General features: G+C 63.9%; 26 protein-coding genes. 15 read left to right on the top strand and 11 right to left on the bottom strand.

Going from position 1 to position 26,442, the window contains the following annotated elements; all coding sequences use genetic code 11:
- Positions 1 to 77: 77 nt before the first annotated feature.
- A complete protein-coding gene (locus GD606_RS11550) occupies positions 78 to 281 on the bottom strand; it encodes a cold-shock protein (RefSeq protein ID WP_163303948.1) in 204 nt (67 codons plus the stop codon).
- Between the two features lie 231 nt (positions 282 to 512).
- Positions 513 to 986, bottom strand: coding sequence for a chemotaxis protein CheW (locus GD606_RS11545; RefSeq protein WP_163303949.1), 474 nt, complete (start codon positions 984 to 986; stop codon positions 513 to 515).
- Between the two features lie 192 nt (positions 987 to 1,178).
- Here GD606_RS11545 and GD606_RS11540 point away from each other — a divergent pair, with 192 nt between their 5' ends.
- Complete coding sequence (locus GD606_RS11540) at positions 1,179 to 2,210, top strand: IS5 family transposase (protein ID WP_176629169.1); 1,032 nt, start codon at positions 1,179 to 1,181, stop codon at positions 2,208 to 2,210.
- Between the two features lie 200 nt (positions 2,211 to 2,410).
- Here GD606_RS11540 and GD606_RS11535 read toward each other — a convergent pair whose 3' ends face one another.
- From GD606_RS11535 to GD606_RS11495, 9 genes are all read right to left on the bottom strand, one after another.
- On the bottom strand, positions 2,411 to 2,731 hold the full coding sequence (locus GD606_RS11535) for a hypothetical protein (protein ID WP_163303970.1): 321 nt from the start codon (positions 2,729 to 2,731) through the stop codon (positions 2,411 to 2,413).
- Between the two features lie 136 nt (positions 2,732 to 2,867).
- A complete protein-coding gene (locus tag GD606_RS11530) occupies positions 2,868 to 3,476 on the bottom strand; it encodes an FmdE family protein (RefSeq protein ID WP_163303971.1) in 609 nt (202 codons plus the stop codon).
- Between the two features lie 28 nt (positions 3,477 to 3,504).
- Complete coding sequence (locus GD606_RS11525) at positions 3,505 to 4,260, bottom strand: ABC transporter ATP-binding protein (RefSeq protein ID WP_163303972.1); 756 nt, start codon at positions 4,258 to 4,260, stop codon at positions 3,505 to 3,507.
- Complete coding sequence (locus GD606_RS11520) at positions 4,257 to 5,327, bottom strand: FecCD family ABC transporter permease (protein WP_163303973.1); 1,071 nt, start codon at positions 5,325 to 5,327, stop codon at positions 4,257 to 4,259. Before GD606_RS11520 ends, GD606_RS11525 begins: the two co-directional genes overlap by 4 nt.
- Positions 5,328 to 5,339: 12 nt before the next feature.
- Positions 5,340 to 6,449, bottom strand: a complete 1,110-nt coding sequence (locus tag GD606_RS11515; RefSeq protein WP_246298759.1) for an iron ABC transporter substrate-binding protein — start codon at positions 6,447 to 6,449, stop codon at positions 5,340 to 5,342.
- A 161-nt stretch (positions 6,450 to 6,610) separates the two neighbouring features.
- Complete coding sequence (locus GD606_RS11510) at positions 6,611 to 7,447, bottom strand: NifB/NifX family molybdenum-iron cluster-binding protein (protein ID WP_176629287.1); 837 nt, start codon at positions 7,445 to 7,447, stop codon at positions 6,611 to 6,613.
- A 61-nt stretch (positions 7,448 to 7,508) separates the two neighbouring features.
- Positions 7,509 to 7,910: a CGGC domain-containing protein gene (locus GD606_RS11505; protein ID WP_163303293.1), complete on the bottom strand. Its 402-nt coding sequence runs from the start codon at positions 7,908 to 7,910 to the stop codon at positions 7,509 to 7,511.
- Positions 7,907 to 8,788, bottom strand: a complete 882-nt coding sequence (locus GD606_RS11500; RefSeq protein ID WP_163303294.1) for an MBL fold metallo-hydrolase — start codon at positions 8,786 to 8,788, stop codon at positions 7,907 to 7,909. Before GD606_RS11500 ends, GD606_RS11505 begins: the two co-directional genes overlap by 4 nt.
- 3 nt (positions 8,789 to 8,791) lie before the next feature.
- Positions 8,792 to 9,151 carry a CGGC domain-containing protein gene (locus GD606_RS11495; RefSeq protein WP_163303295.1) on the bottom strand — a complete coding sequence of 120 codons (360 nt, stop codon included), beginning with the start codon at positions 9,149 to 9,151 and terminating at the stop codon, positions 8,792 to 8,794.
- Positions 9,152 to 9,786: 635 nt separating this feature from the next.
- Here GD606_RS11495 and GD606_RS11490 point away from each other — a divergent pair.
- The 14 genes from GD606_RS11490 (at position 9,787) to GD606_RS11425 (ending at position 26,352) form a co-directional block, all read left to right on the top strand.
- Positions 9,787 to 10,098, top strand: a complete 312-nt coding sequence (locus tag GD606_RS11490; protein ID WP_309550334.1) for a DUF4212 domain-containing protein — start codon at positions 9,787 to 9,789, stop codon at positions 10,096 to 10,098.
- Between the two features lie 25 nt (positions 10,099 to 10,123).
- Positions 10,124 to 11,905: a sodium:solute symporter family protein gene (locus GD606_RS11485; RefSeq protein WP_163303296.1), complete on the top strand. Its 1,782-nt coding sequence runs from the start codon at positions 10,124 to 10,126 to the stop codon at positions 11,903 to 11,905.
- A 204-nt stretch (positions 11,906 to 12,109) separates the two neighbouring features.
- Entirely contained in the window at positions 12,110 to 13,645 is a 1,536-nt protein-coding gene (locus GD606_RS11480; protein ID WP_163303297.1) for a DUF294 nucleotidyltransferase-like domain-containing protein, read from the top strand.
- Positions 13,646 to 13,655: 10 nt separating this feature from the next.
- On the top strand, positions 13,656 to 14,078 hold the full coding sequence (locus tag GD606_RS11475; protein ID WP_163303298.1) for a hypothetical protein: 423 nt from the start codon (positions 13,656 to 13,658) through the stop codon (positions 14,076 to 14,078).
- Positions 14,079 to 14,490: 412 nt separating this feature from the next.
- The gene (locus tag GD606_RS11470; RefSeq protein ID WP_163303299.1) at positions 14,491 to 15,150 is read left to right on the top strand and encodes a CBS domain-containing protein; all 660 of its coding nucleotides are present in this window, start codon (positions 14,491 to 14,493) and stop codon (positions 15,148 to 15,150) included.
- On the top strand, positions 15,150 to 15,932 hold the full coding sequence (locus tag GD606_RS11465) for an ABC transporter ATP-binding protein (protein WP_163303300.1): 783 nt from the start codon (positions 15,150 to 15,152) through the stop codon (positions 15,930 to 15,932). The genes GD606_RS11470 and GD606_RS11465 overlap by 1 nt, the downstream gene beginning before the upstream one ends.
- A 175-nt stretch (positions 15,933 to 16,107) precedes the next feature.
- On the top strand, positions 16,108 to 18,024 hold the full coding sequence (locus tag GD606_RS11460) for an AMP-binding protein (protein WP_163303306.1): 1,917 nt from the start codon (positions 16,108 to 16,110) through the stop codon (positions 18,022 to 18,024).
- 34 nt (positions 18,025 to 18,058) lie between these two features.
- Entirely contained in the window at positions 18,059 to 18,946 is an 888-nt protein-coding gene (locus GD606_RS11455; protein ID WP_163303301.1) for a branched-chain amino acid ABC transporter permease, read from the top strand.
- 3 nt (positions 18,947 to 18,949) lie between these two features.
- Positions 18,950 to 19,996, top strand: a complete 1,047-nt coding sequence (locus GD606_RS11450; RefSeq protein WP_163303302.1) for a branched-chain amino acid ABC transporter permease — start codon at positions 18,950 to 18,952, stop codon at positions 19,994 to 19,996.
- A gap of 57 nt (positions 19,997 to 20,053) precedes the next feature.
- Positions 20,054 to 21,220, top strand: coding sequence for an ABC transporter substrate-binding protein (locus tag GD606_RS11445; protein WP_170304581.1), 1,167 nt, complete (start codon positions 20,054 to 20,056; stop codon positions 21,218 to 21,220).
- Entirely contained in the window at positions 21,205 to 22,023 is an 819-nt protein-coding gene (locus tag GD606_RS11440; protein ID WP_176629286.1) for an ABC transporter ATP-binding protein, read from the top strand. Before GD606_RS11445 ends, GD606_RS11440 begins: the two co-directional genes overlap by 16 nt.
- A 178-nt stretch (positions 22,024 to 22,201) precedes the next feature.
- Positions 22,202 to 23,479, top strand: a complete 1,278-nt coding sequence (locus GD606_RS11435) for a phenylacetate--CoA ligase family protein (protein ID WP_163303304.1) — start codon at positions 22,202 to 22,204, stop codon at positions 23,477 to 23,479.
- A 301-nt stretch (positions 23,480 to 23,780) separates the two neighbouring features.
- Positions 23,781 to 25,208, top strand: coding sequence for an outer membrane homotrimeric porin (locus tag GD606_RS11430; RefSeq protein ID WP_176629285.1), 1,428 nt, complete (start codon positions 23,781 to 23,783; stop codon positions 25,206 to 25,208).
- A gap of 61 nt (positions 25,209 to 25,269) precedes the next feature.
- Complete coding sequence (locus tag GD606_RS11425) at positions 25,270 to 26,352, top strand: asparaginase (protein WP_211922127.1); 1,083 nt, start codon at positions 25,270 to 25,272, stop codon at positions 26,350 to 26,352.
- Positions 26,353 to 26,442: the final 90 nt, after the last annotated feature.

The following is a 26,442-nucleotide window of genomic DNA, read 5'->3' as shown; positions in this document are numbered from 1 at the left end:
CATGGGGAACACGCCGTCGCCAAAGAAAAAAGCCCCCGCGCTGCAGGGGCTTTGAAAAGCAAGCGGGACGGGATCTGCTACAGGACGGTCACGTTGGCCGCCTTGACCCCTTTGTCGCCGGAGACAACTTCGAAGCTGACCCGGTCGCCTTCGTGCAGCGTCTTGAATCCGTTGCCGGAAATGGCCGAGAAATGCACGAACACGTCATCTCCGCCATTTTGCTCGATGAAGCCGAAACCCTTCTTTTCGTTGAACCACTTAACCGTTCCTTCCTGGGACATAAAAAAATGCTCCTTCTGCATTATGTTGCCCGGCACGGCGAACCGCCCGGGCGGGTAACCAAGGAACCTTACGGCTTTTGGAGGAAAGCGCAACAAGAATTTGTTACGGTCGAAAAAAAAGTCGCCACGCGCCGCATTTTTGAAAAGATGCCCGGTGTTTTATCAAGAAACGGGCCTGTTGTAGGGATGGCCGCCCCATGCGTGGCCAGTGATGTCGCGGACCCGGTGCGGCTATGCGTCGGCGCGGGCGGCCAGTTCCGCCAGACAGAGCAGGCGGTCGGCGTCGAGCAGCAAAACGAAGTCCTCCCCATGCCGGGCCACGCCGCCAATGTACCGGGCGTCCACGGAAAGCCCCATGTCCGGGGGGGGCAGCACGCAGTCCGGGGTAACCTCCAGCACCTCGCGCACCGAATCGGCCAGAAGTCCCACGGGCTGGCGCTCTCCATCGAAATCCCGCTCCACCACGATGACGCAGGTGTCGCGGGTGCATTCCGTGGGGGACATGCCGAACTTGCGGCGCACGTCCACGATGGTGGCCGCGTTGCCGCGCAGATTGATGACCCCGAGCAGAAAGTCCGCCACCCGGGGGATGCGGGTGATGGCCGGAACCTCCAGAACCTCCAGGACCAGGGAGGACTCCAGGGCGAAGAGCTCCTCGCCCAGGGCGAAGGTCAGGTATTGTTTTTTCTCTACGGGTGCGGCCATGAGGGATTCCTTTCGGGGAGTGGAGGGTGCTTCCCTTCGAAAGGGTACCTGCTTTCAGGCCCGGGGGCAAGGCGTGGCAAAACAAAATAAGCTAAGTCATTATGAGACCGTTGCACGGAAAAATGGCACAATTCTATTGTAATTTTAGGCAATTATGCTATATTTTCTCCATCAAAAATAATGGAGGCGATCATGAGCGAGCGCAATTCCAATAAGCCCGGTATTGCCGACTACGTCGTGTCCCATCGCAGGCACAAGGAATGCTTTCTGGATGAGATTGATCGCCTCATTGATTGGAAGCCGTTTGAGAAGCTTCTTCGAAAAAAGCTCAGCCGAGTCGTCAATGCCGTTGGTAATCCTGCATATGCACCGTTGCCGATGTTTAAAATCCTTCTGCTCCAGAGGTGGTACAACCTGAGCGACGCGGCGGTGGAGGAATGCTTGTACGATCGGTTGTCCTTTGTCCGATTCGTGGGCCTTTCCCTTGATCATGACGAGGTGCCCGATTCCTCGACCATTTGCCGGTTTCGGCAGAGCCTGCTTGAAAAAAACGTCTTGAAGCGGCTTCTGGACAAACTCAACCATCAACTCCAGCGGCGCGGCTTACTGGTACGTGAAGGAGCCATCGTGGACGCGAGCGTCATCACCTCCTCGCGCCGCCCCCTCAAAGTAATCGATATTCTTCCCGAAGATCGCGAGGAAGATGACGACGAGGCGTCGGACGTAACCATCAGCTACTCCGATGACGCCGATGCGGCCTGGTTGCGCAAAGGGAACCGGGCTTATTACGGCTACAAAGTCCATGCGGCCACGGACAGCCGGGACGGCTTTCTCCTCGGCGGCCATGTCACGCCCGCCAACCGTTCGGATACGCAGGAATTCGTGGATATTCTTGATGAGATTGGCCCCATGCCAGGGGGCCGCATCTATGCGGACAAGGGATACAGCAGCCAGTTGAACAGGCATGTGCTCCAAGCTCGGAGACTTGCCGACGGCATCATGCATAAGGCCGCTCGCAACCGTGCGCTGAACCCCGCCGAAAAAGCGGCAAATCGTCAAGTTAGCAGCGTCCGGTCGAAGGTGGAACGGGCTTTCGGAACGCTCAAAAGAAGTTATGGCTTCTTCCGGACGCGTTACCTGGGGGTAGCCAAGGTTGAACTTGAATTTTTACTCAACGCTATGGCTTTCAACTTGAAAAAAGCGGTGCTCAAAGCGGGATGTTGAGGAACACTTACGCTAAGGAGTGACGAACGCCGCCTCAAGGTGAAACAAGATCAGCGCTGTCGGCTAAACGACGGCGGAAACAGACGACCGAGACCTTTCGAGAGAATTCCGTAACGACATCAGAGGATTGTGCAGCGGTCTCATTATGGGCATTGCGTGCAAGGTTATTTCTACATTGGTCACATGGGTTATGCGGGGTGTTATAGGATATTTTTGTAACAAGATAAGATCTTGTCTTGTTCTATTTTGAAAAAATGTTCGCCAACCTGTCGAAGCTGTAAAGAACCATGAAATAGTATTGTAAGAATATTTTCCATTGATTGGCGGGAGAGTTTAAGTTCTTGGCTGTAGGAATTTCCGTATTGGCGTTTATAGTAGACGTCCCCGGGGTTAATTTTTTTTCCAAATTGATCAATGTGTTCTTTTTTTGCAGAGGTCTGATTCCATGCATAAGTATTTCCAGATAGTGCATTCAGTAATTTAAATAAATGATCAAAATCATCGTCACTCATTGAGATCATGGCGAACTTCCTTGTGGCATTAGATTGAGTCGCAAAAACGTTGTTTCGATTTGGAAATAACCGAAAAATATGATTCATGTTTGTTGAGCGGCCTATGTGCCAAGTGCTTCCTGGTATAAATGCGTTACTCAGTCGGCTAAATCTTCTGCTCCACGGCCGTAAAGCAGGGGATGCACAGGGTCTTGCCGCCAAAGCGCCGGGTGCGCGACTCCATGGTCGATTCGCCGCAGTGCTCGCACACCAGGCTGTCCAGGATGGCCGCCCCGCGCGGCATGGGCGGCGCGTCGCCGATGGTGAAGACCTCGGCCAGGTCGAGTGAGAGTAGGTGCTGGCGGTATTTCTCCCGCATCTCGGCGGAAAGCCGTTTTTGCTCCTCGGTGGCCTGGCCGGAAAACACCGTCTTCATGAGCGACCGGGCCAGGTTCCCGGCCTCGCCATGGGATTCCGGCCGCAGCACGGCCCGAAAGCTTTTACCGTCCGTCTTGCGGTAGAAGGAAAAGGCCATCTTGCCCAGGTCGCGGTGGATGAGGTTGCCCTTGCCGTAGGTGCAGCCCGTGAGCGCCTGGATGGCGTCCACGCCGCACATGTCCGTCTCCACCACGGCCAGGATGGGCGTGTCGTTATTGTGGCCGAACTCGCGCAGGCACAGTTCCGCGGCCCGCAGCCCGATGGTCAGGCCCGGGCATTCATGGCCGTGGAAGGCCACGGCGGCATCCAGTTGGTCTTTGGTGAGCGTGCAGCCCATGATCGGTATCCTCCCGCGTCGCCGCGCGTCAGTTTTCCGGGATGACCACCGGACATCCCCTGATCCATTCGATGCAAACGGGCACGCCGTAGGCCTCGCCGATGACCTCGGACGACAGGCCCTCCCGGTCGCACACGGACAGCACCCGGCCTTTTTTCAGAAACAGGAACCGATTCGCGAAGCGCAGCGCCGCCGACAGGTCGTGCATGGTCATGACCACGCCCACCCCGTGGCCTTGGGCCACCTCGCGCACGAGATTTAAAATCTCCATCTGGTTTTTCAGGTCCAGGCTGCTGGTGGGTTCGTCCAGAAGCAGCACCGAGGGCTCCTGCACCAACGCCCGGGCGATGCACACCTTCTGAAGCTCGCCGCCGCTCATGCGGTCCAGGTTGCGTAGGGCCAGTTCCTCAAGCCCCAGGCGGCGGATGGCCGCATCCACCACCCGCAGATCCTCCTGGCGCACGGCAAAGCGCAGGTGCGGCACGCGCCCGAGCAGGATGGCGTCGAACGCCGTGAGCCTGCCGGCCTCGGAGCGTTGGGGCACATAGCCCATGGTCTGGGCGATTTGGCGGGAGGACATGTGCAGGATGTCCGCGTCCTCGACCAGGACCGCGCCGCCCCGGGCCGGGAGCATGGCGTTTAGGGTGCGAAGGAGCGTGGTCTTGCCCACGCCGTTTGGCCCCAAAACGGCCAGGATCTCCCCAGGCTCAAGCTCGAAGGCCACCTGGGAGAGCACCAGACGGTCCCGGTAGCCGACATCCAAGTCCCTGGCGCAGAGTTTCATTTCTTCCGCCTCCCGAGAAGCAGGGCGATGAAGGTGGGTGCGCCCAGAAAGGCCGTGAGCACCGACACCGGCAACACGCTCGGGGCGATGACCAGCCGGGCCGCCGTGTCCGAGGCCACAAGCAGCACCGCGCCCAAAATGCAGGACAGGGGCAGGAGAAATCGGTGGTCGTCGCCCACGGCCCACCGGGCCAGATGCGGGCATACCAGCCCCACGAAGCCGATAACCCCCAAAAAGGCCACCACCGTGGCCGTCAAAAGCGAGGCCAGGAGCATGCCCACCAGTCGCAGCCGCTCAACCCGCACCCCAAGGCCCCGGGCCGTCTCGTCCCCGGCGTCGATGGCGTTTAAGTTCAGCCGGTTCAGGTAGAAAAAGCCGATCACCGGAAGCGACACCACGGCCATAAAGGCCAGGGTGTTCCACTTGGCCCGGGCCACGTCCCCGAAGGTCCAGAAAACCATGGCCGCCAACTGCCGGTCATCGGCGAAATACTGCAAAAACATGGTCCCGGCCGTGAAAAGCGCGCCCAAGGCCACGCCGGTGAGGACCATGACCTCGGGGCTGGCCCCCCGCAGGCGCGACACCCCGACCACGATGAGCGCCGCCACCAGACAGAAGGCGAAGGCCATGCCCGTGGTCAGGTAGGGGTTTAAGATGGTGACCGCCCCCTCCTGGCTGCTGGTCATGATCCCGCTGCCCAGGATGATGACCGAAAAGGCCGCGCCGAAGGCTGCCGCGTGGGAGATGCCCAGGGTGAACGGCGACCCCAGGGGGTTGCGCAGGATGGACTGCATGGCTGCCCCGGCCGCGGCCAGGGCCATGCCCGAAAGCGCGGCGGCCAGGGACTGGGGCAGGCGGATGGACAGGACGATGATCTGGTCCCTGGGGCTTGCCGCCTTGCCCAGAAAGGCCGCCAGGACGTCCAGGGGCGGCACGTTCACCGGCCCAAGCGACACCGAGGCCACGAAAAGCACAGCCAGGATTACGCAGGACAGACACACGATGAGCCGTTTGCGGCCCACATGGGCCAGATAGGCCTCGGGAATCCGGCCCTCTCCGAAATGCATGGTCCCGCCCCGCTATTTCAGGGGCAGGGGTTTGAAGGCCATGTTCCCGAAGGCCCCGGTCATCTGGGCGAAGACCGGCTTGCCCACCAGGAAGGTATAGATCTCGTCGGCCTTGGCCGCCGGGTCCACATCGGCGAACCTGTCCGGATTGACGGTCTTGCCGATGAAATAGGCGTCGGCCAGGATGGAGCCGAAATTGATGGAATACCAGTTGTAGGGCAGAAGGCCGTAGACCTTGCCCGAGGTCTTGGCGGACAGGCCGTCGTAGACCGGGTCGGTCTTGATTTCGTACAGGCCCCCGGCGTTTTCGCCCATCTGGGCCGTGGCCAGGTCGATGAAGAGATACTCCGGGTTCCAGACCACGAGCTTTTCCTTGGCCACCACGGCGTGGTCCAGGTTTTCCCCGGCCTCGAGGGCCACGTTTTTGCAACCGGCCAGCTCGAAGGGCTGATATGTGGGCTCGGTGGACAAAAGCCCATGCGGTCCCTTCTTGGCGATGCCGCCCACAAAGCAGGTCTTGCGCCCGGCCTCGGGGATGCCTTTTATCCTGCCCATGAGGTCGGCCTCGGTTTTGTCGAAAAAGGCGATGACCTCTTCGGCCCGGTCCTTTTTGCCCGTGATGTCGCCCATCATGCGCAGGGTGGCGTAGAAGGCGGCCTTGTTCTTGCCCAGGTCGCCGTAGTCCATGACCACCACCGGGATGCCGGTCTTGTCCTGGAGGGCCTGGGGATCATGGCCCATGGTTCCATAGGTCTTGAGGATGACCTGGGGGGCGGGGTTTAAGGAGGCGATGAGTTCGGGATTGTCGTGGCCGCGAAACTCCCCGAAAAGCGGCATGGTCTTGAACTGGGGGTTGGCCAGGGCGTAGGGCCGGGCGTCGAACCCCGACCGCTTGGTCTCGATGTCGTCCACGGCCACGGCCATATCCTGGGCCTGGAGATAGGTCAGAAGCCGCAGGCAGCCGGAGCCGGAGCAGATGAGCCGGTCGACCTTGGCAGGCACCTGCACGGTGCGGCCCAGGGAGTCGGTGACGGGGCGGGTGTCGGCGGCGTGGGCCGGGATGGAGACAAGGCCGATCAGGCAGGCCAGGACCAGGGCCATTGCAAGGGGGGAGCATTTCATGGGGCATACCTCGGGAATGTGTCGATGATCGTGATATATATTATATAGCGAAGTAACACGAAAGATTTACGACATGGAACTTTTTTTGTCAAAGCGCAGGACAACGGATTGATAGTGGCCTGGGAGAGAAAACGGAAGTCGGGATCTGGCGTCAGGAGGCGTCACGATTCGGGAAAACAGGGCGGCATGCGCCGGGCGCGGGGAAGGGAGACAGCCCCGGTGGGGCAGGCCCGCAGGCAGGCGCCGCAACCGACGCACAACGACCTGTCGACGCTGGCCTTCCCGGCCTGCAGGGACAGGGCTCCCGTGGGGCAGCAGGCGACGCAAGCGCCGCATCCCGTGCACACGGTCCTGTCGATGACCGCCTTTTGGCGTTGTCGCGTGTTGGCCTCGGTGACATTGCCTGGGCGCGGGGGCCTGGCCGCAGGCGGCCGGGGCGTCGGCGGCCCGGGGATGGCGGGCCGTGGGGCGGCGTTCGCGCCCGATCCCGACATGCCGCGCCCGCAGCCGCCCATGCCCCGGCCGCCACCCATTCCGCGCCCTCCTCCGCCCATGCCCCGGCCGCCGCCGCGTCCCCCGAGGCGGGGGGCGAAGGCCATATCCATGGGCGAGACCACCGGAAAGCCGAGACTGGCCAGGGCCTCTTCGTGGCTTATGGCCGCCGCGCAGCGGAGGGGAAGCCCCATGGTCTTTGTGCAGTCCGCCATGGCCCTGCCGACGGTTGGGGCCTGGCAGGTCGCCACGGCGATGCCAGCCTTGGCCAAGGCCTCGAGGGCGGGTTTTTCGCAGATTCCCGTGAGAACCCGGTTCACGCCGAGTCCGGCCAATAACTCCACGGATCGGCCTCCCGCACTGGAGCGCAGTCCGGCGCAGGGGTTCGCCCAGGCGCTGCAATGGGCGTTCTCGGTGTCGAAGACGCAAAAATACGGGCAGCGGCCGAAATCGGGATCGAACGGGGCGTCGATATCGGGGCCTGCGGCGCTAATGGCGATGACCATGGCGAATCCTTTGGCGCACGGGGCGGTTTTCGATCCGGTCAGCGAGGCTGGCGGGTTACCTTCACCCGTCGGCGTGATCCTGGGGCGCATCGAAGGTTTGAGGGACGTATCCCTGGGGCAGATGCGCCGTTCCAAGGATACAGGGGAGTCCGGTCTCCCGGGCGACACGTTGCGCCAGTTCGTCCAGGTGGTCGCAAAATCCCCCGCCCAAAACCCATGCGCCGCCTTCCCGGCGGGCGAAGGCGCAGGTACACCAGGAGATGACTTCAGCGCCCTTGGATTTGAGGATTTTGGCCATGTCGGCGATGTGGTCGCCGGGGCAATGGCAGGTGAAAACGCCGATGAGTTCGGGCTGGGCCAAGTCGGCAAAGCCTTGTGCGGCGTTGTGAAGGCTTGTCAGACAGCCGGTGAGGGGACAGCGGGTTTCGTTTTTCTCACACCGGATCAGGCCGATTTTGGTCATGGGGCGTCTCCTCTGAGTTCAAGGATCAGGCCGGCGGCCAGGGGAATGACCGGGCCGGGAAACTGTTCGCGCAAAAGGGCCGTGGCCGTTTCCCCGGTGCAGTGCCCGGGGCACAGGGCCCGCACCCCGTGGCGGGTGATGGCCTCCAGGGCGTCGAGGATCGTCTGCCGATCCTCCCCGGCCAGGTGCAGACCGCCGAGCAGAAGGCTGATCGGGGCGTCGCCGAAGTGTTCCCGCACGGCGTCCAGGGTGTTGGCGACGCCGCTGTGGCAGCATCCGAGGATGACGGTGAGCGTGCCGCCCTGGGTGTGGACCAGGCAGGCGTCGTCCGGGATGATGTCCGGCCACTGGCCGCCTGCGTCGAGGAACATGCCGCCTGTGGCCTGCCGGTGGCCGCGCTGGCGCGGGATGGCCGGGAGGATGTGCAGGCCGGAATCGATCCGGGTCGGGGCGTGGACCACGCGCAGACGTTCCTTCAGGAGGGGCGGGGGGCAGTGGCAGCCGATGTCGCAGGCGAAGGCTGAGGCCGTGCGCCGGTAGTGGGGGATGGCGAAGGCCGGATGGGCCACGATCTCGCCTTTGAAACCGGGGCGGCGCAGCAGGTGCTCCAGGCCCCCGGCGTGGTCGTAATGTCCGTGGCTTAAGGCCACGCCCCGGGCCGTCTCCGGCGACAGCCCCAGCCGCCGGGCGTTTTCGAGGAAAAGCCCGCTTTGTCCGGTGTCCCACAGCCACAGGCCGCCGCCGGGAAGCATGAGCCAAAGGCTCAGGCCGTGTTCGGCGCAAAAGCCGGGCCGGGCGTCGTTGTCCGCCAGGACGGCGAGGCAAAGGCCCGGGGATGAAGCGGGCAGGCGGTCGTGAAGGATCGGATGGGCGGCCATGGCTTACGCGAAGATGTCCGAGGGGGCGAAGGGGTGCGTGCCCAGGACCACGGGGATGCCGCTTTTGACCTGGATTTTGGTCATGATGTCGTCCGCATAGGGACAGTGGTCGCCGATACAGGGCGCAATATGCACCACCGTGGGTTTTTCGTTCATGGGGGCGTTCCAGAGCTTGACCTGGGCCAGGCGGGTGACGATCACCGATCCGGGACAGCCGCCGCAGCTCAGAAGGCCGATGACCTCGGCCTCCTTATATCCCGAAAACAGCCCCAGCCGCCGGTTGAAGGCCACCAGGCAGCGTGAACATCCGATGCAGACGTCGCCCATAGCCTTCTGGCAGCCGACGATCAGAATCTTTTCCATGGAATCCTCCAGGTTCGTTCATGCCTGGCGAGCCGACGGCGATCCAGGGTTTCAGCCCGGCCGCGGCTGGCCGCCATGGGGGAGGGCGGGAAGAACACGCGCCTGAGGTTCCGGCGTCCTCGCCGGGGACGCCGCGCCGTGCCGCCCTGACAGCAGGTGTGACTTTGCATGAAGTGTTCCCCTTGCAAATATGCTTTGTTCCCAGTGGGTTGTCCGTTGGTCGCCATGTTTCGGCCCGCAGGAGCAAGGCGTTTTTTTCGCCGGTTGTCATGCGCATTGGGCGTTTTTTTCTCCCTGTGCCGGGAGAAAAGGGCGTTTCCCCCGTGTGGCCGCTGCCCCGTTGACCAGGAAAATCCCGCCGCTTACCGGGCCGCTCCCGGCCATGGACGGCAATTGGTCCTTTCCCCAGGCGAAAGAGGCCGCAAACGGCGTCAAAACATCTATAAACGGGCGACCGGCGCCAGGCGCGCCATACCTCGGCGGGGTTTCCGTTGCCGGAAGCGTTCGCGCCGCTTGCCGAAAAAAAGATGCCCCCCTGCGCGGGCCGCTGCATGGTGGCCTCCTGGAAGACATCTGGCCCGCACGGCCTGTGGTCCTTCCGACGAACGATCCGAAACGCGCCAAGGAGGCATCCCATGGACACCAACGGACACATGCAGCACGCCGCCCCGTCGGGCGACACGGCCAAGGCCGACAACGACGCCAAGATGCGTCGCTACTGGCAGCGCAACCTGAGATACATGGTGGTGCTCCTGGGCATCTGGTTCGTAGCCGGGTACGTCCTGAGCATTTTCTTCGTCAATCAGCTCAACGCCATCCACCTCGGCGGGTTCCCCTTGGGATTCTGGTTCGCCCAGCAGGGATCCATCTATATCTTCGTTCTCCTGATCCTGGCCTATTTCATCCTCATGGACCGGCTGGACAAGGAATTCGACGTCCACGAATAACCCGCGCCGCCCAAAGGAGACGCATATGTCGATCATGACCTGGACCTACATCATCGTGGGGGCATCATTCGCCCTTTATCTGAGCATCGCCTGGATGAGCCGGGTGAAGGACACCAAGGGCTTTTACGTGGCCGGGGGCAACGTCCCGGCCCTGGCCAACGGCATGGCCACCGGCGCGGACTGGATGAGCGCGGCCTCGTTTATCTCCATGTCCGGCATCATCTCGTTTATGGGCTACGCCGGGTGCATGTACCTCATGGGTTGGACCGGCGGGTATGTGCTTTTGGCCCTGCTTCTGGCCCCGTATCTGCGCAAGTTCGGCAAATTCACGGTGCCGGACTTCGTGGGTGACCGCTATTATTCCAAGGCCGCCCGCACCGTGGCGCTGATTTGCGCCATCTTCGTCTCCCTGACCTATGTGGCCGGGCAGATGCGCGGCGTGGGCATCGTGTTCTCGCGCTTTCTGGAAGTGGACGTGAACACCGGCGTGTACATCGGCATGGCCATCGTGTTCTTTTATGCCGCGCTTGGCGGCATGAAGGGCATCACCTGGACCCAGGTGGCCCAGTACGGCGTGCTCATCTTCGCCTTCCTGGTCCCGGCCGTGGCCATCTCGCTCAAAATCACCGGCAACCCCATCCCGCAGCTCGGCCTCGGCGGCAGCATCGTCGAGGGCAAGGACGCCGGACAGTTTCTGCTGACCGCGCTGGACCGCATCGGCACGGACCTGGGGTTTGCGGCCTACACCACGGGATTTACCGGCCCCGGGGCCAAGCCCATGCTCGACGTGCTGGCCATCACCATGTGCCTGATGGTGGGCACGGCGGGCCTGCCCCACGTGATCGTGCGCTTCTACACCGTGCCAAGCGTCCGTGCGGCCCGCATCTCGGCCTTCTACGCCCTGCTTTTCATCTCTATCCTGTATACCACCGCCCCGGCCGTGGCCGCCTTCGCCCGCTACAACATGGTCGATTCCTTAAACGGCGTGGCCTACAAGAGCGCCCCGTCCTGGTTCACCAACTGGCAAAAGACCGGGCTCATCGCCTGGATCGACAAGAACGGCGACGGCATCATCAACTACAGCTACGGCCCGGCCTTCACCGGCAAGCTGGCCTTCACCGGCCAGGACGGGCAGTACGGCCAGCCGCTGATCAAAAACGAGCCCACCACCAACAAGAACGAGCTCTACGTGGACAACGACATCATGGTGCTGGCCAACCCTGAAATCGCCAATCTCCCGGCCTGGGTCGTGGCCCTGGTGGCGGCGGGCGGTCTGGCGGCGGCCCTGTCCACGGCCTCCGGCCTGCTCCTGGTCATCTCCTCGAGCGTCTCCCACGACCTCTACTTCCGCATGATCAACCCCCAGGCCTCGGAAAAGACGCAGCTTCTGCTGGGCCGAATCATGATCGGCGTGGCCGTGTGCGTGGCCGGCTACTTCGGCGTGAACCCGCCGGGGTTTGTGGCCCAGGTGGTGGCCCTGGCCTTCGGGCTGGCCTCGTCGTCCTTTTTCCCGATCATCGTGCTGGGCATCTTCTGGAAGCGCACCAGCCGGGAAGGGGCTATCGCCGGGATGATCGCGGGTATGGGATTCACCCTGCTCTACATCATCCAGACCAAGTTCATGGGCGTGGCCCCCTGGTTTCTGGGCATCAGCCCAGAGGGCATCGGCACCGTGGGCATGGTCATCAACTTCATCGCCACTGTCGCGGTGACCATGATGACCCCGCCGCCGCCCGCCCACATCCAGGATCTGGTGGAAAACGTGCGCATCCCCAGGGGCGCGGGCCAGGCGGCTGCGGCGCACTAACGGCGCAACCCGATATCGGAAAAAACGGAACCATGCGGGGAGCGGGGGCTTCGGCCTCCCTCCCCGACGGTTTCCGGCCAAGGACTGCCGGGGCGCGGCCCCGCCCCTTGCGCCAAAGCAGGACACCGGCGCGGCCCCGGTCACCCCGGCCGCACATTTTTCGGCTCGGCTTCCCTGGTTTGAAAAAAAAGGCTATCAGGCAGCATGGTGGAAAAGGACATCCGCACCCCCGAAGGCCGCGGCGACGGGCGGCTCCAGGACGACCCGCCGGGTGGCGAAACGGCCCCCTGCGCCGCCGAGGCCCCGGACCTGTCCCTGTTCGCCAGACTCGTGGGCGATCTGGTGTCGCGGCCGCCCCTTATGGTGGACCCGGGCCTGCCCATCCGGGACGCGGCCCGGACCATGCTCAAGGAGGGTGTGGGCTCCCTGCTGGTGAGCCAGGCCCCTGGGGGTGTCCTGGGCATCGTCACCGACAAGGATTTGCGCAAGGCCGTGGCCCTGGGCCGGGATCTGGAATCCGGGGTCAAGACCATCATGTCCAGTCCGGTGGCGGAAATCGCCGGAAGCGATGCCTGTTTCGACGCCCTGCTCAAGATGATGGCCAAAAAGGTCCATCACCTCGTCGTGACCGGCCCCGGCGGGGCGGAAGGCGTGGTCACGGCCCACGACATCCTGCTGGTGCAGGGAACCTCCCCCCTGTCGCTTTTCCGGGAGATCCAGTCCCAGCGGGACTTCGCCGGGCTCTATCCCCTGCTGGCCAAGGCCCCCCGGGTGATCCGGGCGCTTTTGGACAACGGGGCCCGGGCCGGGCACATCACCCGCCTGATCACCGTGGTCAACGACCACATCCTGCACAAGATCATCGAGCTGGTGCATCGGGAGATCGGCCCGCCGCCCACGGCCTATTGCTGGATCTCCATGGGCAGCGAGGGCCGCCGGGAACAGACCTTCGCCACGGACCAGGACAACGCCCTGGTCTACGCCGACAGCCCGGACGAACCCGTGCGGCGCGCGGCGGCGGTCTTTTTCCAGGCCATGGCCGAACGCGTGGTGGGCCATCTGGAAAAAGCCGGATTCCCCCGCTGCAAAGGGGACATGATGGCCTCAAACCCGGCCTGGCGGAAAAGTCTGGACGCCTGGAAGGACACCTTCGACGCCTGGATCGCCGTGCCCGAGCCCATGGAGGTGTTGCATTCCACCATCTTCTTTGATTTTCGCGGCGTGGCCGGGCACGTGCCCCTTGCCGACGATCTGCGGGCCCATGTGGCCCGGCGCGCGGCCGAAAGCGGCATCTTCCTGCGCTTTTTGGCGGCGGACTGCCAGGTCACCCGGGCTCCGCTGACCCTTTTTCGCGGCCTGGCCGTGGAGAGAAGCGGGGAGCATAAAAACACCCTGGACCTGAAAAAACGCGGGCTGGTGCCGTTTCAGGACTTTGCCCGGGTGCTGGCCCTGGCCCACGGCGTGGTGGAGACGGGCACCCTGCAGCGGGTGGAGGCCCTGGCCAGCCAGGGGCACATTCCCACCCATCTCGGCCGGGAGGCGGCCCAGGCCTTCGAGTTCCTGCTCCAGGTCAAGCTCACCCACCAGCTTTCCCAGGTGGAGCGGGGCCTGCCCCCGGACAACCACATCGATCCCAGGGAGCTTTCGGAGATGGACAAGGGCGCCCTGCGCGACGCCTTCGGGGTCATCGGCGCCATGCAGTCCTTTCTCAAAGACATGTTCCACCTTGCAACCGGCTGACGGAGTTCCCATGAAGCCCTTTTTCGCCCTCTTGGCCGTCCTGTACCTGCCCACCCTGGCCAACGCCGGGATCGGCATCCTGGCCGTCCCCACCGCCTTGGCCCTGGTCAAAAACGTAGGCGACATCGTGCTTTTCGGGCTGTGCCTGCGCACGGCCTTCGACCTGGCCTACGGCCGGACCTGGCTTGACCCGGCGGGCTGTCGGCTCCTGTACCGGGCCGTCGGGGCTCTGGGCATCTACGCCGTCATCCTGGCGGCCACGGACACCCCCTACGGCCCTCCGGGGTTGTTCGGGCCGGGACTGGTCCATGCCGCCATGGTGTTTATCCCCTATGTCCTTTTCATCGTGCCCGTGGTGCTCCAGGAAAAGCGTTTGCAGGAGGCGGCCGGAGAGGCCCCGGGGCCACGCGGCGTCCGGGAGCGGGAAAATTGAAACACATAACGCCGTCTCGCAGGGGAGGCGACTTTATTTAGGCGTGATGCGGAAAAGGCGCAACAGGACTTTGTGCGAGGCTATGCGGGTATTATCGTCCTCATGCATCCTTGGTGCGGCCGGAAAACACCTTCCATGCCTGGCGGTTGAATCCGGCGTCGGATTGTGCGTGGGCGCTGCGGACAGGGCGGATGCCGGGGCTGGGGCGCGACGCGCCGGGGCGGCGCTCTCCCTCCCCGCAGTATATCCTTCTGGATATGGAGACAGGAGAGAGAACATCCCCGCATGGGGATGGTTATTCAAGAAATGCTTGTGCATGGGAAACGACTTGCGGTATGTGAGCCGGATTGTCGCCGCATGGGCCCCCATTTTTGACTCTTTCGCGTTTTTCCGCCGACATGGAGGAATACCGATGTACGTAGGCCTTAAAATGCTCAAAGACTTCAAGAAGGTCACTCCACTTACGCCAGTCCTGGACGCGGACAAGCTGCTCAAGGGGAGCGAGTTGTGGATGCTTCTGGTGGTGGATGAGAACAAGGATCTGGTGGGGTACGTGCGCAAGGAGGACATCGCCCTGGCCCTGCCCTCCATCATGACCACCCTGGACAAGCACGAGGCCCTGTATCTTTTGTCCAAGCTCACGGTGAAAAAGATCATGCGCAAGGACATCATCACCGTGCATCCGGAAATGGAGATCGAGCAGGCCGCCGAGATCATGTATCAGAAAAATCTGGCCGGGCTGGCCGTGGTCAACGAGCAGGGCAAGCTTGTGGGCTACATCAACCGTTCGGTCATGCTTGACGTGCTGGTGGAGGAAATGGGCCTCAAACAGGGCGGGTCGCGCATCGTCTTCGAGGTCGAGGACCGCACGGGCGTTTTGCACGAGGTCTCGGGCATCATCAAGGATATGGGGGTGAGCATCATCGCCACCGGCACCTTCTATCACGCCAATCGCCGCATGGTGGTCATCCGGCTGGCCGTGGACGACCCCTGCCTGGTGGCCGGGGCCATCGAGCGCAAGGGATACCGGCTGGTGTCCGCAGCGGATTTTGAAAACGAGTGGATGCCCTGATGGCCTTTCTCGAGGTGACGGACGTGACCCTGACCTTCCGGGGGCTGGCGGCCTTGACCGGCGTGGGCTTTTCCGTGGAGAAGGGCGGCATCGTCTCGCTTATCGGCCCCAACGGCGCGGGCAAGACCAGCATGCTCAACTGCATAAGCGGCCGCTACGTCCCCGACTCCGGGGCCATCACCCTGGGCGGGGCCGACCTTCTGGCCGTGCCCTCCCATGCCCGCACGAAGCTCGGGCTGTCGCGCACCTTCCAGAACATCGCCCTGTTTCGGGGCCTGTCGGTCCTGGACAACCTCATGGTCGGCCGCCACGCCCGCATGGACTACGGGATTTTGGCCTCCATCCTCTACCTGGGCAAGGCCCGCCGGGCCGAGGACGCCCATCGCCGCCGGGTGGAGGATGTCATCGACTTCCTGGGGCTGTCTCCCTACCGCCATCAGGCGGCCGGACGGCTGCCGTACGGCGTGCAAAAGCGCGTGGAGCTGGGCCGGGCCCTGGCCGCCGAATCCGACCTGATCCTTCTCGACGAGCCCATGGCCGGCATGAACCTGGAAGAGACCGAGGACATGGCCCGCTACATCCTGGACATCAACGAGGAGTGGGGCATGAGCGTGCTTTTGGTGGAGCACGACATGGGCGTGGTCATGGATATTTCGGACAAGGTGGTGGTGCTGGATTTCGGCCGGGTGCTGGCCGAGGGGTCGCCCAAGGAGGTCATGGCCGACGCGGACGTGGTGGCCGCCTACCTGGGCGGCGACGACGGGGTGTTTCTCGGTCGTTAGCAGGCGTCGTCCGGGACCGGTGGGGATGGTTGAGAGCGGTCATATTTTGAAATGACGTTTTTTCAAAAATACTGACGTGTTTTTTGGTTTGGGCGGCCATGGCCGCCGGGAAAGAAACGCCGGGCACGGCGGCATGGTCCCAAAATTTCGAACCCACAACCTTCTGGATGGCGCGATGGGCGAGGCCCCAAAACCGTATTTCGACACCCTGCCCGGCCTGCTGTGCAAAAACGCCCGGGCCCATGGGAAAAAGACCGCCCTGCGGGAGAAGCAGTGGGGCGTGTGGCAGCGTTTTTCCTGGAACGACTATCTCGCCGCCGCCGCTGAATTCGCCGGGGGCCTGAAAAAAATGGGATTCGGGCGGGGGGACATCGTCATCCTCATCGGCGACAACCGGCCCGAATGGCTGTTTGCCGAACTGGCCATCCAGGCCCTGGGCGGCATGGCCCTGGGCCTGTACCAGGACGCCCCGGCCGAGGAGATCGCCTACATCCTGGAGTTGTCCGAGGCCCGGCTGGTGGTGGCCGAGGACCAGGAGCAGGTGGACAAGATGCTGTCCCTGCGCCAGGGGCTGCCGCAGTTGGCGCACATCGTCTACCACGACCCCAAGGGGCTGGCCGGGGTGAACGAGCCGGGGCTTGTGAGCTTTGAGGCCGTGCGCGACATGGGACGTGATCTGGCCGGGCAGTTCCCTGACTGGGCGGCAGCCCTGTCCCCCGACGACCCGGCCCTGATCGCCACCACCTCCGGCACCACCGGGCGGCCCAAACTGGCCATGCTCTCCCACAAAAATCTCCTGGCCATGGCCCACAACCTGGGGCTGGTGGACGAGCGGCGTCCGTCCGACGAGTTCGTCTCCTTTCTGCCCCTGGCCTGGATGGGCGAGCAGATGATGGCCGTGGCCTCGGCCCTGTTGTTCGGCTTCACCGTGAATTTCCCGGAGGAGCCGGACACGGTGCAGGACAACATCCGCGAGATCGGCCCCAATGTCATCTTCTCCCCGCCCCGGGTGTGGGAGAATCTGGCCGCCCGGGTCCGGGTCAAGATCATGGAGACCACGCGGCTCAAACGCTTCCTGTACGACCTGTTTCTGCCCGTGGGCATCCGTCTGGCCGACGCCCGGTTCGAGGGGAAAAAGCCGGGCCTTGGCCTGCGCCTGGCCTATGGCGTGGCCTGGTTCTGCCTGTTTCGGGCCCTAAAGGACCGCCTGGGGTTTTCCAACGTGCGCTCGGCCAGCACCGGCGGCGCGGCCCTTGGTCCCGACGCCTTCCGCTTCTTCCACGCCATCGGCGTCAACTTAAAGCAGATCTACGGCCAGACGGAAATCTCCGGCATTTCCTGCATCCACCGCGACGGGGCCGTGGACTTCACCTCCGTGGGCCAGCCCATCCCGGACACCGAGCTGACCATCGCCGAGGACGGCGAGATCCTGTCCAAAAGCCCCTCGGTGTTTCTGGGCTATTACAAGAATCCGGCGGCCACGGCCGAGACCCTGACCGATGACGGCCGCCTGCGCTCGGGCGACGCGGGCTATTTCGACGATCAGGGGCGGCTGGTGGTCATCGACCGGGTCAAGGACGTCATGACCCTCAAAGGCGGCTTCAAGTTTTCGCCCCAGTTCATGGAGAACAAGCTCAAGTTTTCGCCCTACATCCGGGAGGCCGTGGTCTTCGGGCACGACCGCGACCATCTGGCGGCCATCGTGTGCATCGACGCCGAGATCGTGGGCCGCTGGGCCGAATCCAAGGCCCTGACCTACACCACCTACCAGGATCTGTCCGCCAAGCCCGAGGTCTACGCCCTGGTCAAGGCCGAGATTGCGGCCATCAACGCCAAGCTCGCCCCCCAGATGCGGGTGGCGCGTTTCGTTTTGCTGTTCAAGGAACTCGACGCCGACGACGGGGAACTCACGCGCACCCGCAAGGTGCGGCGCAAGGTGGTCGGCGACCGCTACGGGAAGCTCGTCGAGGCCCTGTATTCCCCGGTGTGCAGCATGAACCTGCGGGCCGAGATCACCTATCAGGACGCCAGCGTCCGGGAGATGTGCGGGGAGCTTCGGCTGGAAGACGTGGAGGACCGGGCGGCCGGGTAAGGCGGCGCGGCGTATTTCAGGAGAGGGAGATCGCGTGGAATATTATCTGCAACTGTTCATTTCGGGGCTCGTGGTCGGCAGCATCTACAGCCTGGTGGCCCTGGGATTCGTCATCATCTACAAGGCCACCAAGGTGGTCAATTTCGCCCAGGGCGAACTGGTCATGGTCGGGGCCTACGTCTGCTTCGCGCTCACGGTCCAGGCCCATCTGCCGTTCCTGGTGGCCTTTTTCATGACCCTGGCCTTTTCCTTCATCCTGGGCATCGTCATCGAGCGCCTGATCCTGCGGCCCATGATCGGCGAGCCCATCATCAGCGTGATCATGGTCACCATCGGGCTTTCGTCCGTGCTCAAATCCCTGGTGCAGCTTTTCTGGGGCACCCAGATCCAGGTCTTCCCGCCGGTTTTGCCCCAGGAGCCGGTGATGATCGCCGGGCTGCCCGTGGCCCCGGTCTATCTGGCGGCCTTTGCCCTGTCCGTGATCCTGTTTCTCATCTTTTCGGCCTTTTTCAAATATTCCCGGCTGGGCATCAGCATGCGGGCCACGGCCTTCGACCAGCAGGCCGCCGCCAGCATGGGCATCGGCATAAAAAACATCTTCGCCCTGTCCTGGTGCATCGCGGCCATGGTCTCCTCCATCGGCGGGGTGATCCTGGGCAACATCAACGGCATCAACGCCCAACTCGGGCACCTGGGCCTGAAGGTCTTTCCGGCCGTGATCCTGGGCGGACTGGACAGCCTGTTCGGGGCGGCCCTGGGCGGACTCATCGTGGGCGTTTTGGAAAACGTCTGCGACGGCGCGGCCAAGGAATTTTTTGGCCTTGGAGGATTCAAGGACGTGGCCGCGTTCATCCTTTTGGTGGTCATCCTCATGATCAAACCCTACGGGCTGTTCGGGGCCCGGGAAATCGAGCGGGTGTAGCGCATGCACGGACAATGCGGACTGTTTTTCAGGACCTACGCGGGCGAGGCCCGCATCTTCCCCAGCCGGTTTCTCCTGGTGTCCATGGGGCTTTTCGGGGCGGTCCTGTGTCTGGCCCCCCTGGCCATGAACAACTATCTGGTCTCGGTCTTGTGCCTGATCAACATCGCCGTGATCGGGGCCGTGTCGCTCAACCTCCTGACCGGCTTTTGCGGGCAGATTTCCCTGGGGCACGGGGCCTTTTTCGGGGTGGGGGCCTATGCCGCCGCCTATCTGGCCAGCCTGGGGCTGCCGTTTCTGGCCGTCCTGCCTGCGGCCGGGCTGGTCACGGCCGCAGTGGGCATGTTCTTCGGCCTGCCGTCGCTGCGCTTAAAGGGCATCTATCTGGCCATCGCCACCCTGGCCGCCCAGCTCATCCTCGAATACGTCTTCCTGCACTGGGACGCGGTCACCGGGGGCTCGAGCGGCATGGCCGTGGACCCGCCCCAGGTGCTCGGGCTCGCCTTCGATTCCGACGTGAAGATGTTCTACCTGACCCTGGCCGTGGCCACTTTGAGCGTGCTGTGCGTGCGCAACATCATGCGCACCCGGCTGGGCCGGGCCTTCGTGGCCATCCGCGACCACCATCTTTCGGCCGAGATCGTGGGCGTGGACCTCTTCGCCTACAAACTGCGGGCGTTCGGCATCAGCTCCTTTCTGGCCGGGGCGGGCGGGGCGCTGTGGGCCTACTACACCATGTACATCACCCCGGAGCAGTTCGGCATCGGTCTTTCGGTCAGCTATCTGGCCATGATCATCATCGGCGGCTTGGGCAGCGTCCTGGGCGGGGTGTTCGGGGCGGTGTTCATCACGGTTTTGCCGGAGTTTCTCAACTTCGTGGCCCAGCATGCCGGGGCGCTTTTCACGGACATAAGCGGCGCGCTTCTGGCCATGAAGGAGGGCGTCTTCGGGCTGGTGCTGGTGCTGTTTCTCATTTTCGAGCCCGAGGGGCTGGCCCATCGCTGGCGGCTCGTCAAGGCCTATTGGAAGCTCTATCCCTTCGCCCATTAGGCCTTGCGGCCGGACGAAGACGCAACCGTTCAACACAAGGAGGGTGACGTGAAACGCATGGCGAAATATCTGGTCTGGTCCCTGGCCTGTGTCCTGGCCCTGGCCGCGACGGCGTTTGCCGAAGAGGCCATCACCATCGGGCTTTTGTCCGATCTCTCCGGCCCGACCTCGGCCGTGGGTGCGCCCTATTCCGAGGGCATCAAGGACGCCGCGAAATATATCAATGAAAACGGCGGTATCGCCGGGAAGAAAGTCAACCTCGTGGAGGTGGACTACGCCTACAACGCCCAGCAGGCCCTGGCCGCCTACAAGCGTTTCATCTCCCAGGACAAGATCGTGGCCCTGCAGGGCTGGGGCACCCAGGACACCGAGGCCCTGACCAAGTTCGTGGGCAAGGACCAGATTCCCACCCTGTCGGCCTCCTATTCCGCCCACCTCACGGACCCGGAAAAGGCCCCCTACAACTTCTTCGTGGCCGCCGACTACACCACCCAGATCCGGGCCGCGCTCAAGTATTTCAAGGACAACTGGAAAAAGTCCGAGGCCCCCAAGGTGGCCTTCGTCTACCCCGACCACCCCTACGGCCTGGCCCCCATCGCCGGGGCCAAGGAATACGCCAAGGAGCTGGGGTTTGAGATCGTGGGCGACGAGAACGTGGCCTTAAACGCCATGGACGCCATGGCCCAGCTCCTGCGCCTGCAAAAGCTGGCCCCGGACTATGTCTGGATCGGCGGCACCACCCCCTCGGCGGCCATCATCATGAAGGACGCCCAGAAGCTGGGATTTAACACCACCTTTTTCTGCAACATCTGGGGCGTGGACGAGAGCCTGGTGAAGCTGGCCGGGGACGCGGCCAACGGAACCTATTCCCTCCAGACCGCCGTGGTCTACGGCCAGAAGGTTCCGGGCATGGCCGCCATCGAGAAGATGACCGGTGGGACGCCCAAGATGACCCACTACATCCGGGGTTTCGCCTCCATGCTGGTCATGGCCGAGGGCCTGAAGATCGCCGCCGCCAAGGGCGAACTGACCGGCCCGGCCATCAAGGAGGCCCTGGAGACCCTGCGCGACTTCGATCCCATGGGGCTGACCCCGCCCATCAGCTTCTTCCCGAACGACCACCGCCCCAACATGTCGGTCTTCATCTATAAGGTCGAGGACGGCAAGATGGTGGAAGTGGCCAAGGAAAGCCTGGAGAGAAAGGCCGAATGGCTGGGGAAATAAACGCTGTGGACCTGTTGACTGTCGAGAACCTGGAAGTCGTCTACAACGACGTGGTGCTCACGCTCAAAGGCCTGTCGCTTTGCGCCGGGCAGGGCCGGATCACGGCCCTGCTCGGGGCCAACGGGGCTGGCAAGTCCACCACGCTCAAGGCCATCTCCGGGCTTTTGGCCGGGGAGGACGGGGAGATCACCGACGGCCGCATCCTCTACGACGGCACGGCCATAAACCGCCTGCCTCCGGAAAAAATCGTGCGCCTGGGCGTCTTCCAGGTCATGGAGGGCCGCCGGGTCTTCGAGGACATGTCCGTGGAGGACAACCTGCGCTGCGGCGGGGTGACCCGTCCGGCCCGGGAGTTTCGGGACGGCGTGGAGCGGGTCTACGGCTATTTCCCGCGTCTCAAGGAGCGGCGGCAGCAGTTGGCCGGGTACATGTCCGGCGGCGAACAGCAGATGCTGGCCATCGGCAGGGCGCTTATGGCCAGGCCCCGGCTCCTGCTTCTGGACGAGCCGTCGCTTGGGCTGGCCCCGCTTCTGGTGGAGGAGATCTTCGACATCATCCGCCGCGTCAACAGCGAGGAGGGCGTGACCATCCTCCTCGTGGAGCAGAACGCCCGGGCCGCCTTAAGCGTCGCCGACGTGGGATTCATCATGGAGAACGGCCGCATCGTTCTGGAAGGATCGTGCGCCGAACTGGCCAGCAACCCCGATGTGCAGGAGTTCTACCTGGGCATGGGCGGCGGCGGCGAGAAAAGGCGCTACCGCGACGTCAAGCACTACCGGCGCAGGAAACGCTGGCTGGGGTAGGGCCGCGTCGCGGATGACCAGACGCCCGTATCTTTTTTTAAGAAAAACGCGCAGTTCACGTCGTTGCTTTGATCATTCGAAAACGCCGGTTGTAAGGAAGCGACCCAGGGCGGCCCATGCCGCCGGACGCGAAACTACCAGGATGGGGTCACCCCCGACAGGCAGAAGGGATCACGAGATGGACCGCAATACTGGCGCATCCCCGTTTTACAGCCCCCTGGAATCCGCATCCCCGGCCGAGGCCGCCGCCGCCAGGCTGGCCCGGTTGCGCGGGATCGTCACCCTGGCCTATGCCGGATGCCGGGAGTTTCGGGACCGCATGGAGGGGGCGGGGCTTGCCCCAGACGACGTCGCCACCTTCGAGGATTTCGCACGCATCCCGGTTTTGCGCAAAAAAGAGCTCCTCGCCCTGCAAGGCGGCGGCCCGGGCCTGGAGGCCCTCTTGCCCCAGGGCATCGGGGGGCTTAGGCGCATCTACCAGTCCCCTGGGCCGATCTACGACCCCGAGGGCCCCGGCCCGGACTATTGGGGCTTCGCCGAGGCCTTTGCCGCCGCCGGATTTGCGCCGGGCGACCTGGTGCAGATGACGTTTAGCTACCATCTGACCCCTGCCGGGCTCATGCTCGAAGAACCGCTTCTGGAACTGGGATGTACGGTCATCCCGGCCGGTCCCGGCAACACCGACGTGCAGATCGAGCTTCTGACGCGGCTCCCGGTCACCGGGTTCGTGGGCATGGCCAGCTACCTGGGCGTCATCGCCGACAAGGCCCTGGCCCGCGGCCTCGACCTCAAAAAGGACTTCCGGCTGCGGGTGGCCTTCGTGGCCGCCGAGCGGCTGCCCGAAAGCCTGCGCCACAAGGTTCAGGAGGCCTTCGGCATGACCATCCGCCAGGGCTACGGCACGGCCGACGTGGGCTGCATCGCCTACGAATGCCATGAACTGTCCGGCATGCACGTCACCTCCCGGGGATATGTGGAGATCTGCGAGCCCGGCACGGGGCGGCCCTTGCCCGTGGGCGAGATGGGGGAGGTGGTGTTCACGCCGTTTTCCACGGCCTATCCGCTCATCCGGCTGGCCACGGGCGACCTGTCGCGCCTTGTCCCGGACCCCTGTCCCTGCGGCCGGACGTCGGCGCGCCTGGCCGGAATCCTGGGCCGGGTGGACGACACGGCCAAGGTCAAGGGGCAGTTCATCTATCCGGCCCAGGCGGCGGAGGTGGCGGCGGGGTTTGCCTGCATCACGGCCTGGCGGATCGTGGTCGCCAACCCCGGCGGCAAGGATATGATCGAGTTTGAGGCCTGCTGCGACGGGCCCGGCGGTCCCTTGGACGTGGAGCGGTTTACAGCCGCGTTCCAGGCCCGGCTCAAACTGAGGCCCAAGGTGACGGTGCTGCCTGCGGGCGAACGACTGCCCGACGATTCGCCGCGTCTGGTGGACCGGCGCATGTTCGACTGATCCCCCTGTCCCTGGCGCGCGTCCAGGTGAAGATCCGGTGACGCGGACCAGGGACATCTTGACTTCATTCCAACGTAGGTGCTTAGTCTTTTTTCCATGGAGCGGGCTTTGCGTTGCTGCGCAGGGCCGCCTGTGGCGTGCGGTTGCGTCACGGCGCAGGGGGTGCTGTCTTCAAATCGCATGGCGAAGTCTCCTTTTCACCTGTCCTGGCGAGCGTTTTGAAGTTCCGATGTGATCGTGACGTCCGAATCAGGCCCTTTCTGGGCGTGATATCCCTGCCCAAGATCCTGAAGGAGAATCGATGGCGCGACTGGCGGTTGGATTGGCGGCGGCCCTGGTCTGGACGATCTTCTCCGTTGCCCCGGGCCGGGCTGCCGAGATCCGGGCCTATGGTGATTTTCGCGTCCACGGCAACTTTTTCCAGAATCAAAATTTCACCGGGTGGAACGGCACAGGCGCCCAGACCGAAGACCCTGTGGTCTTTTTTCAGCGCCTGCGCCTGCACTTCGATCTGCCCGCGTCGGATGCCCTGTCCTTTCGCCTGGGGTTGCGGCTCAACAACGAGATATGGGGCCAGGGCCCCCTGGCGGCGGACAGTTCGGTTCCCGACATTGAGCCCTATCAGGCCTATCTCCAGTTTGCCGTGCCGGACACGGACCTGCGCCTGACCGTCGGCTATCAACCCCTGTCCATGCCCCACACCCCGGTTTTTTACGACTCCGTGGTCCTGTCCACGGATTCCGGCAACAGCGACACCGCGGCCGTGGTCCTCTCCGGCCCCCTGGCGGCGGACATCCTGTCGGGAACCCTGGGGTACGGCAGGCTGGTGGACGCCAACGGCCCCTTCGACCCCTCCACCACCCAGACCGGGGACGAATTCGACCTGTTTTTCGCCACGCTGGACCTGACCCTGCCCGGGGTGACGATCAGCCCCTTCGGCATGGCCGGGGTTCTGGGGCGGGGGGCTGCCCTGGGGGGCATGGGCGACACTCTGCTCTCCGCCGGAACCTTTCTGGCCGGGGGGGGATTCGCCCACAACCAGAACCCGGCGGTGTGGACCGGGGCGGCGGTGATTGTGGACGCCCTGGCCCCGTTTAAGATGTACGCCGACGTGGCCTTTGGCGACGTGGCGTTCACGGATCGGGCCATCAACCGGCGCTCGGGCTGGTTTGTGGACGCGGCCCTGGAATACGGCGGTTGGTCCTGGGTGACGCCCCAGGTGTTCGGCTGGTGGGGGAGCGGGGAGGACGCCAGCCTGACCAACGGCTCCGAGCGGCTGCCGTCCATCGACTCCTCCTGGGGCCCCATCTGCTCCTTCCTCTTCGACGGCGACCAGGAGCTTCACGACACCAACATGGACGTCACTCCCCAGGGGAGCATGGGCCTGTCCTTCGGGCTCAACCAGATCAGCCTGATACCGGACCTGACGTCCCTGGCCGGGGTCACCGTGGCCGCCGGGACCAGCTCTCCGGCCGGGCTGCGCAAGGCCGTGGCCGCCACCGGAGGCCCCGGGGCCTACGTCCAGATGGGCAACGACCTGGCCCAGGGCGAAACCCTGCTGTCGGCCTATTTCAACCATTCCTACGCCATCACCCAGGCCTTGGACCTGGTGCTGGAGACCGGCTGGGCCAGGGGCTACGGCTTCCACAAAAGCATCTGGGGACGGCGCATGGTGGACAAGGCCGGAGACGTTTTCCAGGGCGGACTGGGTTTTATTTATCATTTCTGATCGCGCGCCGCAGATGCCTGTGCAACGGATAGCGGCCCAACCTCGTACCAAGGGAGAGACCATGCGCAGTACCCGGAAAATGGACGGACGAATCCTGACGGTGTTTGTTCTGGCCATGCTTTGTGTCGCCGTCGCTCCGGGCGTGGGCGCGGCCGCCGACGCCCCGGCCGGGTTGCCCACGGTGGTGGTGGTCACGACCGGCGGCACCATTGCCGAGAAAACCGATCCCACAACCGGCGGCGCGGTCCCGGCCGTGTCCGGGGCCGACCTGCTGGCCGCCGTGCCGGGTCTGGCCGCCGTGGCCAAGATCGAGGTGGTCACGTATTCCAATATCGACAGCTCCCAGATGTCTCCCGAACGCTGGGCGGGCCTGAGCCGGGCCGTGGGGCAGGCCCTGGCCCGGCCCGAGGTGGCCGGGGTGGTGGTCACCCACGGCACGGACACCATGGCCGAGGGGTCGTATTTCCTCGACCTGACGCTTCCCGGCGACAAGCCGGTGGTCTTCACCGGGGCCATGAACGACGCCTCAAGCCCGTTTCCCGACGGTCCCGGAAACCTGTTCAACGCCGTGACCCAGGTCTGCGCGCCCCAGGCCAAAAACTGGGGCGTCACCGTCACTTTAAACGGCTATGTCAACGCCGCCCGGACGGTTCGCAAAACCCAGACCACCAACGTGCAGACCTTCGAGTCCGGTGAGGAGGGGTACCTGGGCTACATCACCGGGGGAAAGGTCACCCGGTTCAACGACGCCGACAACCGCAAAAGCCTGCCCCTGCCCGAAACCCTGCCCAAGGTCGCCTTTGTGTCCACCTTCGCCGGGGACGACGGCAGCCTGGTGCGCCATGCCGTGGACGACGGGGCCACGGGGCTGGTGGTTGAGGGCGTGGGGGCGGGCAACGTGAACGAGGCCGTGTATGGGGCCATCACCTACGCCCTGTCCAAGGGCGTGGTGACCGTGATCTCCACCCGGGTGCCCAACGGGGCCGTGGAGCCGATCTACGGCGACGCGGGCGGCGGCCTGACCCTGCAAAACCACGGCTGCATCCTGGCCGGGGATCTCGACGGCCAGAAGGCCCGGCTGCTGCTCATGCTGGGCATCGGCAAGTTCGGCCCGGACGCGGCCAAGCTGAAAACCCTTTTCTGACGCCTCCCGCCGCTCGTCGGCAGGAAAGGCATGCAGCGGACAGACGGCTGGAATCAAGCAGCCAACCTGTAACCCGGCCCACGATACGGA

Source organism: Desulfolutivibrio sulfodismutans DSM 3696 (assembly GCF_013376455.1).
In the GTDB taxonomy this organism is placed as follows: Bacteria; Desulfobacterota; Desulfovibrionia; order Desulfovibrionales; family Desulfovibrionaceae; genus Desulfolutivibrio; species Desulfolutivibrio sulfodismutans.
Note: the sequence above shows the minus strand (reverse complement) of the source record. Positions and strands in the feature narration are given on the sequence as shown.